The sequence below is a fragment of the Paenibacillus phocaeensis genome (assembly GCF_900021165.1).
Lineage (GTDB): Bacteria > Bacillota > Bacilli > Paenibacillales > Paenibacillaceae > Fontibacillus > Fontibacillus phocaensis.
The window spans coordinates 397,437-412,853 of the sequence record NZ_FCOQ01000018.1 but is presented as its reverse complement, the minus strand read 5'-3'; the positions used below and the strand labels follow the sequence as shown (position 1 = coordinate 412,853).

Genomic DNA, 15,417 nt, shown 5'->3' with positions numbered 1-15,417 from the left:
CAACGCATTATTTTCTAATACAATAAACAACCTTGTAAATTAAAAAACCTCCCGACCCATAGCGTATAATCGCTAGGGACGAGAGGAAATTTCCCGTGGTACCACCCTAGTTAGCATCGGACATGCTTTGTCCTAGCTCCCTTTGCACCCTTAACGCGGGCAAAACGATGATGATTTGAGGCATCATAACTCCAAGGCGAGTTCGTCTGCATTCCCCAACCGGCTTGCACCCAACGCCGGCTCTCTGGATGGCGGAATCCAAATTACTATTCCTCTTCAAAGTTCCACAATATAGAATTGGATCATCAATCATTATATCCAATTCGCCGCCCTAAAGTCAACGGCGGACCTTCGCTCCAGTCGAGCAAAGATCCGCCGCCGAATCAACTGCGATTAACCCGGTTTAGAAGTGTCTCCATGTCTCTTTCCCGGAGACCGCCCTTGCTAAGCGAGACAAGCGCCCGCAGCGGCAAGAAATGCAGATCCGCCTCGGCGATATCCGCAGGTTTGTCCTCCGGAAAAATACCGCTGTTCGCTTTAAATTGCTCCATCAACTCCAGCGTCAACCGGTCAAGCTTTCCTCCGGCAAGCAGGTCGCCTAAGGTCGAATTCCGCGTAAACCGACGCTCTCTCTTAGCCGTGCTCTCGACATAAACCGATGCTTCGGCCGCGATGTCCCGGGACGAACGACCGATCAGAATATCGAACACACCGCTCTCGACGTGCCAGTCCCCCAGCTCGGTATCATAGTAGGCGAATGCTCTTCGTTTCAGCTCGAAGGCTACCGTCTTCTCTTCCCCCGGCTCCAGTTCGATCTTCTCAAAAGCCTTCAGTTCCCGGGGCGGACGGGCAACGCTAGATTCCCGATCGCCTACGTACAGCTGTACGATCTCCTTGCCGGTGACTCCGCCGGTATTTTTCACCCGTACGCTGACCGTTAAGGTCTCATCCTCCCGGATTCGGGAATCGCCCAGGATCAAATCGCTGTATTCGAACCGGGTATAGCTCAGCCCGTGACCAAACGGGAACAGCGGCTCAAGCGCTTTGGCGTCATAGTACCGGTAACCAACGAATATTCCTTCTCGATATTCGGTCCGGTCGTTCTCCCCCGGAAAGAAGAGATGGGACGGGTTGTGCTCCAAAGCCGCCGGGAAGGTCTCGGCCAGCTTGCCGCATGGATTAGCGTCGCCGAACAGCAGATCGGCCAACGCGCCGCCACTCGCCTGTCCGCCCAAATAGGCTTCCAGCACGGCCTGGGTATGGCCGATCCAAGGCATTTCCACCGGTGAGCCATTGCTGAGGACAACGACCAAATTACGCTGAACGCGGGCTACTTCCTCAATCAGACGGATATGATTATCCGGTAAGCGCAGATGCTTGCGGTCATATCCTTCCGTTTCATAGCGATCCGGCAAACCGGCAAAAATCACGGCGACGTCCGCCGTCTTGGCCGTTTCCACCGCTTCCGCAAGCAAAGCGGCATCCACCTCGTCATCGTCCAGCCGGTAGCCTTGCGCATAGTTGAGTTGCGCCGGGTTCTCTACCTTACGGCCGATCTCTTCATAAATATCATCCAGCCGGGTCGGCACAATATGCGAGCTGCCCCCACCCTGATATCTCGGCTGCCGCGCAAAGCCGCCGATAACGGCGAGGTTTGCCGACTTGGAGAGCGGAAGTATTCCTTGTTCGTTCCTGAGCAGTACCATGCTCTCACGGGCAATCCTCCGGGCTAATTCATGATGCTCCGCCACATCGAAGGAAGCTTGCTCCCGCTTGGCCGCATGCCCCTTGAACGCCAGCTCCAGCAGCGCCTTCACCGCTCGATCCAGCACCGCTTCGTCCAGTTCGCCGTTGCGCACGGCTTGCACGATTTTCGCGTCGCCTTCACCAAGGCTGAACGGCATCTCCAGATCGAGTCCGGCCCGCAGCCCGGCGACCCGCTCGTTGACCGCCCCCCAATCGGAGACGACGACGCCATCAAATCCCCATTCTTCCCGCAGAATGTCGGTAAGCAACGTCTTGTTCTCGGCGCAGTATTCCCCATTTACCCGATTGTAAGCGGTCATTACGGTCCACGGGCGGCCTGCCTTTACCGCGCCTTCAAAGCTGGCCAGGTAAATCTCCCGCAGCGTCCGTTCGTCCGCGACCGCATCCACCGTCATTTTGCGATGCTCCTGGTTATTGAGGGCAAAGTGCTTCAGCGAGGTTCCTACTCCTTGGCTTTGTACCCCTTGAATATGGCTGGCCGCCATTTCCGCGGACAAATAAGGGTCCTCCGAGAAATATTCAAAGTTTCTGCCGCAGAGCGGACTGCGCTTTATGTTAGCGCCAGGCCCCAGCAGCACCGATACGCCCGCCGCCTGGCTTTCCTTGCCTAGCGCCGCCCCCATTTCCCGGATCAGCGAGCGGTCCCAAGAACAGGCCAACCCTGCGGCGGAGGGGAAACAAGTGGCCGGTACGCTCTGGCCAGCCACCAAATAATCCGCGTTCTCCACTTCCTTGCGCAAACCGTGCGGCCCGTCGGCCACTCGAATTGAAGGAATACCCAAACGCTCAATCTCCTTCAGCCGCCAGAAATCCTGGCCCGAGCAGAGGCTTGCCTTTTCTTCCAATGACAGTTGCGCGATGATTTCCTCGATCTTGGGTTCCATTTATGATCTATGTCCTCCCGTTCCGGCCGGCCATCTCAAAACCGAAGCTTCGTACGGCTGCAATACGCCTTGCTCCTGTTCTTCATAATTGGATAAAACCCGTTCGCCGCCGAAGGTAATTTCCTCCAGTTCTTTCAGCGCTACGGGGTGATCGGTAAAATTACAGATGACAACAAAAAGTTCATCCTCGTAAATGCGCCGGTACGCCCCGATCTCCGCAGATTCCATGCAAAGATCTTCATAATAGCCGTAAACCAGAGCCGGATGCTCCCGTCTGAGCGCGATGAGGCGACGGTAGAACTGCAGGACGGAATCTCCGTTCTTCATATTCTCTTCGACGTTGATCGTTGTGTGATTGGGATTCACTTTGATCCACGGCTTCCCGGACGTAAAGCCGCCCTCCGCTTCCGCGTTCCACTGCATCGGCGTCCGCCCCTGATCGCGGCTGCGTCTGCCGAGGTAATCCATGATCTCTTCCGCCGAACGTCCCTTCGCCGTCTCATCGCGAAACAGATTGATACTGCCGATGTCGCGGTATTCGTGAATCGAGTCGAAGCGGCAATTGGTCATGCCGATCTCCTGCCCCTGATAAATAAACGGCGTACCGCGCATCAAAAAATAATACGCCGCCAGCATTTTGGCCGATACCTCGCGGTACGCCCCGTCGTTGCCGAATTTGGACACCGAGCGGACGTGGTCATGATTTTCCAGGAACAACCCCATCCACCCGTGCTTGTTAGATTCCCTTTGCCACAAGGACAAAGCGTCCTTGAATTTTTTCATATCCCAGTCGATGAATTCCGCTTTGCCGCCGGGCTTGATGTCTAAGTCCACATGGTTAAACTGGAACAGCATCGTAAATACGCCGTCGGTCTCATCTACGAAATCAGGGATTTGCGAGAGGGGGACTCCCGGAGCTTCCGCGACCGTAATCGCCCCTCTCGGTTCCAGGACCTCCTGCTTCATCTCACGGAGAAAATCGAGGATTCCCTCCTGGTTCAGGCTAGCTTGTTCGATCGCGGCGTAAGCCCGTCCGTTTTCGGGTTCAAGCTGCGGATAAGCAGGGTTTTTCTTAATATACGTAATCGCGTCCACGCGGAAGCCTGCGATCCCCTTGTCCATCCACCAGTCGATCATAGCGTAGATTTCCCGCCGTACCTGCTCATTTTCCCAATTCAAATCGGGCTGTTTGGCCGAGAAACAGTGAAGATAATATTCGCCGCTCTGCTCGTCGTACTCCCAAGCCGACCCGCCGAATCCGCATTCCCAGTTGGTCGGTTCTTTTCCGTCCCGGCCCGGCCGCCAAATATACCAGTCCCGCTTCGGATTGTCCTTGGAGGAACGAGACTCGATAAACCAGGCATGCTCGTCCGAAGTATGGTTGGCGACCAAATCCATCACCAGCCGGATTCCCCGCTTGCGCGCTTCTTCCAGCAATTCGTCCATATCCTCCATCGTTCCGTACTCGGCCAAAATACGGTGATAATCGCGGATATCATAGCCGTTGTCGTCATTCGGCGAATCGTAAACCGGGCTCAGCCACAGCAAATCAATCCCCAGGTATTGCAAATAATCAAGACGCTGAATAATGCCGCGCAAATCCCCGATCCCGTCTCCATTTGAGTCCTGGAAGCTGCGCGGGTAAATTTGGTACGCCACGCTTTCCTTCCACCACTGCCGTTTTTGTTCTCTCATCGCAACCTCCATCAAATCAATGAAATTAGAGATGATTCCATGTATTTTCTACAGCCAACAGCTGTCGATTTCCCATTTGTCCAGCTTCTCCAACACGGCCGAGCCATCGCCGAAAAAGACGATTCCGTCGGAAGCTTCCCCCGGATAAAATCTGGCGCTCATGACTTGTTCTCCGTTATTGACGAAGATCTCAGCGCAGGACCGGTCGATAAATACGCGCAGAATCAGCCTGCCGTCTTGCAGGTGCACCGGGGCCTTGCGAACTCCCCCCACTCCTTCTCCGGAACGGGTCCGGTCCAGAACCAGGTTTCCTTCCGGCCCGATAAAGGTTAATACCGTTTCCTCCGCACCGTCCCGGCTGCAGCCGAACTTCAGGCCAAAAACCGAATCCGCGTCTGCGCGAACGGCGATTTCCAATTCCACACTGCTGCCATAAACCCCGGACAGCGCAATTTCATTCTCCAGCGTAATGCCGGCATAGCCGACATGCTCCCGCCGCAATTTCTCCAACTCGGGCAAAGGGGTGCTGTACAGCTTCTCTCCCTTAAGCGTCAACAGCCGCGGGAGCGTCATCGTTCCGGCCCATTGGTGCGCCGCTTCAGGCTTATCCTCATCCCAAGAGGACATCCAGCCGACCATAACACGTCTCCCCTGATCATCCAACGTAGTTTGCGGCGCATAAAAATTAAATCCATAATCCAGCAGATGAAAATCGCCATGCTCGAATAAGCCCCGTACTTCATCAAAATGTCCAACCATATAACCCGATTGGCTTTTGTTAAGGTACAGATCGCCCTCGGGCTTCATGCCCTCCGGCGAAACGATGAGGATATGCTTGTCGCCCAAGGCGAACAGATCCGGACACTCCCACATAAATCCCAAACGCTCATCGCCTTGCGCCAAAATACGGACAAACTTCCAATTCAGCAAATCGGCGGACTGATACAACAAGGCCTGCCCCCGGTCGCCGAGGCTGCGCGAGCCCAGCACCATATAATAAGTATCGCCTTGTCTCCACACTTTGGGATCCCTGAAATGATAAGGGTGTATATCCCCTGCGGGAGCCGTTTGGATCAGCGGATTTTGCGACAGCTTGACGAAGTTGACCCCATCCTCGCTAACCGCCCCGCATTGCACTTGAAGCAGATCTCGGGTCCAGTCCGATCCGGTCCAGACATTTCCGGTATAAAGCAAATACAGCTTGCCGTCTTTTTCAATCGCGCTGCCGGAGAAACATCCATCCTTGTCGTATTCCTCATCCGGAGCTAAAGCGATGGGCAAATGCTGCCAATGCACCAAGTCCCGGCTTTTCAGGTGTCCCCAGAACATATTCCCCCATTTGGGAGCGTAAGGATGGTGCTGATAAAACAAATGATGTTCTCCCTTGTAAAGGCAAAATCCGTTCGGATCGCTCAACCAATTCGCCGGCGCGGAGAGGTGGTATTTCGGTTTCCACCGGCTCTCTTCAGCAATGGGCTTTACCCGCTGCTGATACGCTTCCGCCCCGGCGATCGCGTTCGATAAATCCGTTGATTCATATGACATTATTTAACTGCTCCTTCAACGACGCCTCGAATAATTTGTTTTTGCATGAAGAGATAGAAGATAATGACCGGAATCATCGACAATACCAGCGCCGCCATCGCGACTCCGTAATCCGACGTGTATTTTCCGAAGAAATAAAACGTGGACAACGGCAAGGTGCGGTCGTCTTCCGAGATCAGCACCAGCGACGGCAGCAGGAAGTCGTTCCAGATCCACAATACGTCCAGAATCGCCAGCGTCGTCGAGATCGGCTTTAAGATCGGAAATACGACTTGGGCAAACACTCGCAATTTCCCCGCCCCGTCGATCAATGCCGCTTCTTCCAGCTCCTTCGGAACCCCTTTGACGAAACCGTGGTACATGAAGGTGGCCATCGCAAGTCCGAAGCCAAGGTAGAAATAAGCCAACCACCATTTGCTGTTCAACATGTTCAGGTCACCGTAAATCGAAACGAAAGGGATCATGACCGCTTGAAACGGGATGATCATGGACGAAACCAGAATCATCAAAATGTAATTGTTGATCTTCCATTTCCAACGCACGAGAAAATAGGCGAGCATGGACGAGAAGATAAGAATGAGCCCCACGGAAAGAACCGTAACGATCACCGAATTGAGCAACGCATGCGAGAAATTCATCGTTTCAAAGGCCTCTTTGTAGTTGCCGAAACTCAGACTTCCCGGCAAACTCAGCGGATCGCGGACGATATCCAAGCGGGGTTTCAACGAGTTCACAAAAATCATCAACAGCGGAAAAATAAACAATACGAGCGTCAGTGCGCTTACGATAAACAACAGCAGTTTTTTCCCGGCTTTGCCGCTCATCAAGCTTCCACCTCCACCTTTTTCATCGCTCTAACCTGAAGGATGGCGATCGCGGCGACAATCAAGAACAATATGAACGCCTTGGCTTGACCGGGACCGTATTTTTGATAGACAAACGCCTCGTTATACACGTGCATAGCGATCATTTCCGTGGAACGGAACGGTCCGCCTTTGGTAAGGGACAGGTTAGTATCGTAAACCATAAAGCTGCGCTGCAGCGTCAGGAACAAACTGATCGTAAAGGATGGAACCATCAAAGGGATGCGGATCCGCGTCAGTTGTTTCCAGTAGCTGGCACCGTCCAGATTGGCCGCTTCGGTAAGCGACTCGGAAATGCCGGTCAATCCGGCAATATAGATCAGCATCATGTACCCCGCATTCTGCCAGACGCCAACCACGACCAGCGACCAGAAGGCGGTGCCGGGATCGGCGAGCCAGGACGAGGAGAAGATGCCAAGATGAAGCTCGCTCCCCACATACACAAGCACCTTGGTGAAAATAAACTGCCAGACAAACCCTAGGATGATCCCGCCAATGAGGTTCGGCGTAAAAAATCCGGCGCGGAAAAAGTTCTGGCTGCGAAGTCCGCTGGTGACCAGCAAGGCAAGGGCAAACCCGATTACATTCGTCAGAACCAATGTAAAAAAGACATACCGAACTGTCAGCCACATGGAGTTCCAAAACACGGAATCCTGCAACGCAGATACATAATTGCTTAACCCTGTAAATTCAAAGCTGCCGGTTCCTTGCCAATTCGTCAGCGTCATGAACAATCCGGCCAGAAAAGGCAGAACGATGACGGTAGTAAACACAAACAACGGCAAGGCGGCAAACAACCCAAACACTTTCCACTTACCAATCCAAGTTTTTTCGTTATACATATTTTGGGATGACCTCCAAGAAGGGCTCTCAATATACGGCAGGGGGATAAGCCAAACGGCCTCCCCCTCCGGTATCAAGCGGTGTTATTTCTGTTTCTTCCAGTAATCTTCAATCTCTTTGGCTACTCCGGCGCGGTCAAGAGCGCCTGTCAGATATTTCTGCAGGGCGGCCCCCATGGTCGGATAACCGTCCGGCGGGAAGTAAAGGTTCATCCATTCCAGCGTTTGCTGCTTGTCCATGTAATTCAATACCGATTGCGACAAGCTGTCTTCGGGTTGAATTTTGAAATTGCTGAACGCTGGGATTGCGCTGAATTGGTTGACGTAATAATCCTGGCCTTTCTCGCTGCCGATCATCCAGTTCAGGAAATCCTTGGCCGCAGCCTGTTGTTCCGGAGTGGATTGCTCTTTATCGATGGCCCAGTACAAGGAGACGCTGGCCGAAATTTGGCTGTTGCCGTAATCGTCGGCATTGTTGCTGATCGGTACCGGCAAGAAGCCGTATTCGCCGTCCGGATCGGCTTCCTTAATTTGCGGGTAAGCCCAGTTGCCCATGAACCACATCGCTGCGCCTCCGTCAGCCAACAGCAGCGGCGCTTCGTCGTATTGCGCGGCAAGCGGAGCGTCCTTCGCCGTGTTGTATTCCTTCATTAACTCGAAGGTATCCATCCAGCCGTTAAACACCGCGTTATTAGCGAGATCAACGGAACCGCTCTTCATATCTTCCATGAATTTGTGACGCGCATCGCGGTCCGACGATTGGTCGGTAAACAGAATATTGGCGAAATGAGCGCCAAGCGACCAGTCTATCGGAGTGACCGTGATCGGTGCGACGCCGCTGGCTTTCACTTTTTCAAAAAGCGCTTTCAAATCGTCTACGGTTTTGACCGTTGCAGGATCGAAGCTGCCGCCCGTCGCTTTATCCAACACTGCTTTGTTGTAGATAAAACCAAACGCTTCTACGGACATCGGCATGCCGAGCACTTTTCCGTCGTACGTGGCATAGTCCAGAGTACCGGCCGAGGCGTTTTGGACCCATTCCTGATCCGACAAATCCAGCAGCTTGTCCTTCATCAGCGGCAGTTCCTGACCGATGCTGATCACGGTTGGCGCATTGTTCGAGGCATAAAGCGTGGTCATTCTTTCATAACCGTTCGCTCCCGACAATGGGATAATCGTTAATTTGGCTTTATCCTGTGATTCATTGTACTCCTTGACCATTGCTTCAAACGGCTTGGCGATTTCTTCTTTGCCGACCAGAACCGTAATATCAACGGGTTTGCCGGACGCTTCGCCCGCTCCTTGACCTGCATTGCTTTCCTTGCCGTTCCCTCCGCAAGCCGACAGCACTGTAACAAGCAGCGCCATGGCGATGGAAAGAGACATCCACTTCTTCATTTTTGTTCCCCCAGTCTGTAATTTTTTGAGATCGGTTTGAAAATGAGCTCATGGTTCATTATATTACTTTTTATTTTTATGTCAAACGTTTTCATATTGAATATCCTGCCTTTAACAGGGAAATATTATAATTTTATGACACATAAACCGCAAAAACATGGCAACGTTGTCATATTGGTGATATAGTTTAAAAAGGATTTAACTCTCCGCCATAGAACTTTAAATTACAAGGGACCAACAAAAAAGGATGATCTAAATGTCAAGTATTAAAGATGTGGCTAAACAAGCTGGGGTTTCCGTCACGACCGTGTCGCGCGTGATCAATAACCGCGGTTATATCGGCAAGGAGACCCGCAAGAAAGTGGAAGCCGCCATGGAGGCGGTGGATTATCATCCCAATCAAATCGCCAGGGCCTTGCAAAGAAGCCAGACCTTTTTCATCGGAGTCATTGTGCCGGACTCGAATCATCCGTTTTTTTCCGAGTTAATCAAATATATCGAGATCCAGGCCAATGAAAGAAACTACAAAGTGCTTATCTGCAATTCGCTCGACGATCCCGAAAAGGAAGCCAATTATATCAGCATGCTCCGGCAAAATCAGGTGGACGGGATCATCATGTGCAGCCATACGCTGGATATCGATCAATACAAGAAGGCAACGCTGCCGATCGTCTCTTTTGACCGGATGATTTCGCCCAACATTCCTTGCGTCGGTTCGGATAACTATCGCGGGGGCGAGCTGGCAACCGAACATCTAATCAAACGAGGCTGCAAGAAGATCCTGCATATTTCGGGCCCCCTTGATCTCGATATGCTGTCCAATCGGCGGGGAGACGCCTTTATCCTCACCTGTCAGAAGCACGGAATCGAATACGACTTCGTCGAAGGCGCTCGTAACAAACTGACCTTCGATTATTTCTGGGATTTTATCACCCATGAATTGTCCTCGATTGAATTGTCAGGATACGATGGTGTTTTTTGCAGTAATGATATTGTGGCATATGCCCTATATATTTATGCGCAGCAAAAAGGGATTAAAGTCCCCGAACAGCTAAAAATCGTCGGTTATGACCACCACAGCTTCACCCGTATGCTGCAAAATCCGAAACTCACCACCATCAAACAGCCGATCGACCGGATCGGGCGGATGCTGCTGGGGACGCTGGTCCAACTGATCGAGAACAAACATGAAGAAATTAACAATACGACTATCGTGGATGTAGAGTTGATTGTCGGGGAGACGACTTGACGATAGACGGCGGGAGCTTACCTACCGTACGGCAGGCCGCCATCCCAAGCATACAGAAAGGCCGTCTGGAGAGAATCCTCCGACGGCCTTTCTTTGTTAGGCGTGAGGCTCAGCTAAATTGGCCAGAGCAAGCGCTCCGCTCAAACCGGCATTGTCTCCAAGCCCGGGCGGTACGATATAGCTGTCGATCTCCTCGATCAGACTGCGATGCTGTACATAACCGCTCAGCAGTTCTTGCACTTTTCGGCGAATCAGCGGGAACAGTTGGACCTGCTTCATCACGCCGCCTCCCATCACAATCTTCTCCGGCGACAGGATCAGGATGTAGTTCATCAGGGCTTGCGCCAAATAATGGGCTTCGATCTCCCATGCCGGATGATCCGCCGGCAGGTCCGCCCCATTGCCGACACCCCAACGTTTGACGATGGCCGGCCCGGCAGCCAGTCCTTCCAAGCAATCCCCGTGATAGGGGCAAGTTCCCTCATACGTGTCGTCAGGATGGCGACGAACTACGATGTGCCCCATCTCGGGATGGGATAAACCATGGATCAACTTGCCTCCTACGACGGCCCCCGCGCCGATACCGGTACCGACCGTAATATACAGACAGTTGTCCAGCCCTTTGGCAGCTCCCCAACGGGATTCTCCCAAAGCCGCACCATTCACGTCCGTATCGAAAACGATCGGGATGTCGAAATGCGCCTTGACGGCCCCGACTAGATTATAATTCCCCCAATGTGGTTTGGGCGTGGTCGTAATGTAGCCATATGTGCTGCTGCCCAGGACCGGGTCGATCGGTCCGAACGACCCAATTCCCATCGCTTCCACTTCTTTCCCCTGGAAATAAGCAAGAACTTGGCTCATCGTCTCCTCCGGGGTTGTCGTCGGAAAACTGATCCGATCCTGCACTTCCCCTTCATCCGTCCCTATGCCGCACACAAATTTGGTGCCTCCCGCTTCAATCGCTCCCAGCCTTCTCACGTTGTTTTCTCCCTCCGTTAGCTCGTTAGGGCAAATTTTCCAAATCCTATTCGCCCCCAGGATTAATGTCGAATGGGATTATAACACACTGTCTTCTTTTGCACTATCACCTAGCTTCCACTTAGCTTCCATCTAGCTTCCATCTAGCTCTCGGTACTTAGCTTCCAGGAACCAAACTGCCGCTCCATTTTTCCTTAATCCCTCATGAAATCATCTCTTTACAAAAACAATAAATCCGAGTAAAATAACTAACTGTCAATACTCCATTTCCGAGACGTGGCTCAGCTTGGTAGAGCGCTTGCTTCGGGAGCAAGAGGTCGCAGGTTCAAATCCTGTCGTCTCGATTTTTCTTAATGCATCAACGGTTTCTACGCAGTGTTGGTTCTAATTTTAAAGACAACTACCTAACGGATGAATCATCCAAAGGGAGTTGTCTTTTTTCGTGCTTATAAAAACCACCGTTCCCTGCGGGTATGATGAACATGTATGCGAAAATTCGAATACAAATTGCCCGCTGCCGGCGCTTTCTGCCGATGTATGCGAAAATTCGAATACATTTCACCCATGTCGGGTCACTTGGATCCCATATATATAATATTTCATGCTTATTCGCCCCAATCGGGTGCAAATGCCCTGAATCTATATGAAAAACCGAATAGAATTCGCAAATTGGCCCATAAGCGGCAATTTATATGCGAAAAATCGAGTATATGGAATGTTGGGGCAAATACACGAGGACAAATACATATGCGGACAGCGATAAACGGAATATGATAAGTTAAGCACGCAGGGAAAGGAAGGAATCAGCTTGAGGATTGATCTGGGCAGCGGAAAACAGAAGTTTCCCAATTGCATAGGCATAGATCGGGTCGCTTATCTGGACACGGATTTAGTGCATGACTTTAATCGTCCGCTCCCATTTGAAGATAACTCTGTGGAATTCGTAATGGCTTCGCACAGCTTGCAATTTGCCGATGATCTTCCGTCCGTCTTAAAGGAGCTTTACCGGATATGCCGCCATAAAGCTATGGTTTGCATTGTAGCGCCGTATGCTCATGCAAGCTCTCATATGATCAACCCGCAGTTTAAACAATGGTTTAATGAACATTCTCCCCGGTACTGGACGAATTCTTCCGAAACGGTGATCGACAAAGATGAGTACCTGTTATCGCAAAATAACTCCTGGTCCTTGCTGGAGGACGACCCGCTGCCGTTTGACTTCAGGGTGCTGCGCATGGAATTTTTCTATTTCCCCGCGTATCAATCCGGCTATGATCCATTTGAGTTGGCCTTGCTCCGGCAAACCCAGTTCAACGTCGCTTACCAGATTATGTACCATCTGCTTGTTGTGAAACAGCCCGTATCCATGGGGGAAATGCTTTTTCTAAGCAGGAATGAGGAGTTTGAGGAGCCGGACTACGTGAAAGAACAAAGGCTCGTCTCCCCGACAAACGAGGCAACGGACCGCCCGCTCTATCTGGATCATATGGAGCCGGTTATCCAGTATCGGGATGCGGGAAGTCCCCAGCCCCAACCGCCCGCAATTAGACATGCGCAGCCGAAGATCCGAACCCCCAAAAACATCAGACAGCGGAAACGGAATAAAAAGCAGGTACCTTCTCCAAGAAGAGGATAGAAACACCTGCTTTCATGCTATGACACCCCGGAACAGCTGGACCCTGGACACAGACAGGCCCACTGCATCTACCCAAGATGCTTAGAATCCGTCCAATTACTCTGACACTTCTTCGATTCGAATTTCCGCAGATGCCGTAACATCGCCCAGAACGGTAAATACGGTGGCAAACAGCTTATGCCGCCTGAACTGGTTCTCAACCGGGGCGACAAGCCGGAAGCGGACCGTATCCACTTCTCCGGGTCCGTTAACGCCCAGATTAATCTCATCCAGTGTTTTCGCCAAAATCGGCCGATTGTGGTTGACCAATGACTCAGGAATAAATTGAAATCCTGCAGGAAGCAGGACGCGCAGCCGTTCTACAATTGCCACATCGGCAATATTTGTGATATTGATGGCAACCGCGGTTTCTTCTCCGGGAAAAACATCTTCGGGGTCCACGAAGATATCTACAACGGGAGGTTCGTGCGCCGGGGGCACGGGTGCTGGAGGTTCATGTGCTGGAGGTTCAGGTGCTGGAGGTCCTGGAGGTTCAGGCGCTGGAGGTGGTGGAGGTGGTGGAGGTGCTGGTGAGCAGAATGCAGGAACAAACACCAGGGCTGGGGGATAGGGAAATGTTCTTTCCACATCCGTTTCCGTCCATCTTACAAATGCATCGATATTGACAGGAATATCGGGCACGTTCTCGCCGCTTCGTGAAATTACACCCGGATTGGGAGTGAGGTCATAAGCGATAACCGCTCTGAAGAACCGCCCTTCTTGAAGCACCGCTTCCTCCGGAGCCCACAGGTCCCCGGCATGTAAAACAACAATATAACGATCTGCCTCCTGGGTCACGCTGACCCGTCCGCTATTCAAATCGACAGGCTGAAATACAACCGGACTCTCCGGCGTATGCACGAAGGCAACTTGAAGCGAATTCAGATCCAGCGTGAAGGTGCCATCATTCTGCAGAGCGGATGCAGTGCCTGAGCGCCGGGGAATCGTATCCGCAATCATCACATTGCTGAAAAAACCGAGCTCTGCGTTGGTAACGGCAAGCATCTGATCCCGCAGCGCATCCTGAGCATTGGTAATTTCGAGAGGGACAAAAAACGCTTGGCCGGAAGACGCCGTTTCATTCAAATATTCAGGCAGCAGGACCGAATGTCCGATCCCGATCGTATCGATCCGAATTCCGTTGGCACGAATGTCCTCCGAGGCGGCAATCATAAACCGCTTGGCCTCGTTACTGCCGAATATATTCCGGCTCGTACGCTCGTAGTAATCGATCAGCCGGGTTTGCGGAATTTTCTCATCTGTGGCGAAAATCATCAGCTCCGTCTCGGAGTTGTCGAAGGTAACCGTCCCCAGCTCGTGTCCAACCAAACTTTGGCGGAAGAAGACATCCTCATAAACCGGTTGAAGCGGGACGCCTGAATCTGATTGCGAATATTGCCAAATCCCGCCCACCCTGGCGAAAAACGGGCTGCGCTGGTAGTAATAATAATTTGCGGCAAATCCAATTCTTCCGTTTGACCAGTAATAACCGTTCAGAGTAATGCCATCGAGCAAATTAGGCGTGGCTGGCACACGTGTTACATTGTCGAGGTTTCTTCCATCGAAGTTATGCCATTCACCGGCAAACGGATTAATGGTGAGCGACTGGGTTGCTACGGTAAAGAAAGCTTCACTTCTGGCCAGCGCACGCAACTTGAGACTTACGGTTTGCAGCGGCGAGAAGGTCGCCGGATCAAAGCTGCTCGGATCGATCCCCTCCCGGGTCAAATCCTCGAGGGTCACTTGCGCCCGGATCCCGTTGTAGTCGGCAAAAAGCGCGCCCCCCTCTTGTACAAGCGTTGCCGCACTGATTCGGTTTGGAATATCCGCTTCATTATAATAGGCATAAAAAGTAGACGAGGCGGCGCTCTCGCCATCTGTCATAAGAATGATCAACTTATGCGCCCCAACGGGAATCTCCTCCAACAGTTCCCCCGCCAGGAGGAAGCCCGATTCGATATTCGTATTGCTGTACAGACTGATATTGTTGATCATCGTTTCAATTTCTTCCTCATTCTGATAGAAAAAAGCGGTTTTGTCCGCCACGCTCCGGAAGTTGGCTAACGCCGTCGCCGCCTGCACCGGATCATAACTGTTGGCGCCGATGTAATGATCTTGTACCGGCGCACCGCCGCCGGCTGGTACCGTTGAAGGAGCGGGATTGATTAACCCGCTGAACCTGCCTTCCGCGTCGGCTGGCGTGACATGTACCCTGGCCCCGTTCCCAAACGATACGACGGCGATATGTTTCTCAACGGCGGCATACTCCTCCGAGAAAATAATGTCCAAGAAGCCGTGAATCGCTTGAACCGCAACCTGGAAGCGTGTTTCCGTGTTGTTGTTGACATCCTGCGTCCCCATCGTCGAAGTGGCATCAATGACAAACACAAGATATAAAGGCAATTCGAAGGTGGTGAGGCTGCCTTCCGCAGAGAGTTCTACCCGAAACGTGCAAGGAGTCTCCGGGTTGCTCCCCGCCTGCTTCTGAATTTCGATTGCCAAAATTCACCCTTCTTTC

10 protein-coding genes, 1 tRNA gene and 1 other annotated feature are annotated in these 15,417 nt (G+C 52.1%); of the genes, 3 read left to right on the top strand and 8 right to left on the bottom strand.

All coding sequences use genetic code 11. From position 1 onward, the window contains the following. Nucleotides 1–71: 71 nt before the first annotated feature. Nucleotides 72–289, bottom strand: a binding site (T-box leader). A gap of 94 nt (nucleotides 290–383) precedes the next feature. The 6 genes from BN3795_RS11930 to BN3795_RS11905 form a co-directional block, all read right to left on the bottom strand. Beyond that, nucleotides 384–2,651 (bottom strand): glycoside hydrolase family 3 C-terminal domain-containing protein, encoded by a 2,268-nt coding sequence (locus BN3795_RS11930; RefSeq protein ID WP_068784883.1) that lies wholly within the window; start codon nucleotides 2,649–2,651, stop codon nucleotides 384–386. Further along, nucleotides 2,652–4,346, bottom strand: a complete 1,695-nt coding sequence (locus BN3795_RS11925) for an alpha-glucosidase (RefSeq protein ID WP_068784882.1) — start codon at nucleotides 4,344–4,346, stop codon at nucleotides 2,652–2,654. It abuts the gene before it with no gap. 48 nt (nucleotides 4,347–4,394) lie between these two features. Next, entirely contained in the window at nucleotides 4,395–5,891 is a 1,497-nt protein-coding gene (locus BN3795_RS11920) for a glycoside hydrolase family 32 protein (protein ID WP_068784881.1), read from the bottom strand. Continuing rightward, the gene (locus tag BN3795_RS11915; protein ID WP_068784880.1) at nucleotides 5,891–6,715 is read right to left on the bottom strand and encodes a carbohydrate ABC transporter permease; all 825 of its coding nucleotides are present in this window, start codon (nucleotides 6,713–6,715) and stop codon (nucleotides 5,891–5,893) included. Before BN3795_RS11915 ends, BN3795_RS11920 begins: the two co-directional genes overlap by 1 nt. Then, on the bottom strand, nucleotides 6,715–7,596 hold the full coding sequence (locus BN3795_RS11910) for a carbohydrate ABC transporter permease (RefSeq protein WP_068784879.1): 882 nt from the start codon (nucleotides 7,594–7,596) through the stop codon (nucleotides 6,715–6,717). The genes BN3795_RS11915 and BN3795_RS11910 overlap by 1 nt, the downstream gene beginning before the upstream one ends. 84 nt (nucleotides 7,597–7,680) lie before the next feature. Beyond that, nucleotides 7,681–8,994 (bottom strand): ABC transporter substrate-binding protein, encoded by a 1,314-nt coding sequence (locus BN3795_RS11905; protein WP_068784878.1) that lies wholly within the window; start codon nucleotides 8,992–8,994, stop codon nucleotides 7,681–7,683. Between the two features lie 256 nt (nucleotides 8,995–9,250). Here BN3795_RS11905 and BN3795_RS11900 point away from each other — a divergent pair, with 256 nt between their 5' ends. Then, nucleotides 9,251–10,243, top strand: a complete 993-nt coding sequence (locus tag BN3795_RS11900; protein WP_068784877.1) for a LacI family DNA-binding transcriptional regulator — start codon at nucleotides 9,251–9,253, stop codon at nucleotides 10,241–10,243. A gap of 96 nt (nucleotides 10,244–10,339) precedes the next feature. Here BN3795_RS11900 and BN3795_RS11895 read toward each other — a convergent pair whose 3' ends face one another. Continuing rightward, the gene (locus tag BN3795_RS11895) at nucleotides 10,340–11,224 is read right to left on the bottom strand and encodes an ROK family protein (RefSeq protein WP_068784876.1); all 885 of its coding nucleotides are present in this window, start codon (nucleotides 11,222–11,224) and stop codon (nucleotides 10,340–10,342) included. Nucleotides 11,225–11,494: 270 nt separating this feature from the next. Here BN3795_RS11895 and BN3795_RS11890 point away from each other — a divergent pair. Then, nucleotides 11,495–11,568: transfer RNA gene (locus tag BN3795_RS11890), tRNA-Pro, on the top strand. A 464-nt stretch (nucleotides 11,569–12,032) separates the two neighbouring features. Continuing rightward, nucleotides 12,033–12,860 (top strand): methyltransferase domain-containing protein, encoded by an 828-nt coding sequence (locus BN3795_RS11885; RefSeq protein ID WP_068784875.1) that lies wholly within the window; start codon nucleotides 12,033–12,035, stop codon nucleotides 12,858–12,860. Nucleotides 12,861–12,956: 96 nt separating this feature from the next. Here the strand turns inward: BN3795_RS11885 and BN3795_RS11880 are convergent, their stop codons facing one another. Beyond that, the gene (locus tag BN3795_RS11880; RefSeq protein ID WP_068784874.1) at nucleotides 12,957–15,401 is read right to left on the bottom strand and encodes a vWA domain-containing protein; all 2,445 of its coding nucleotides are present in this window, start codon (nucleotides 15,399–15,401) and stop codon (nucleotides 12,957–12,959) included. Nucleotides 15,402–15,417 lie beyond the last annotated feature (16 nt).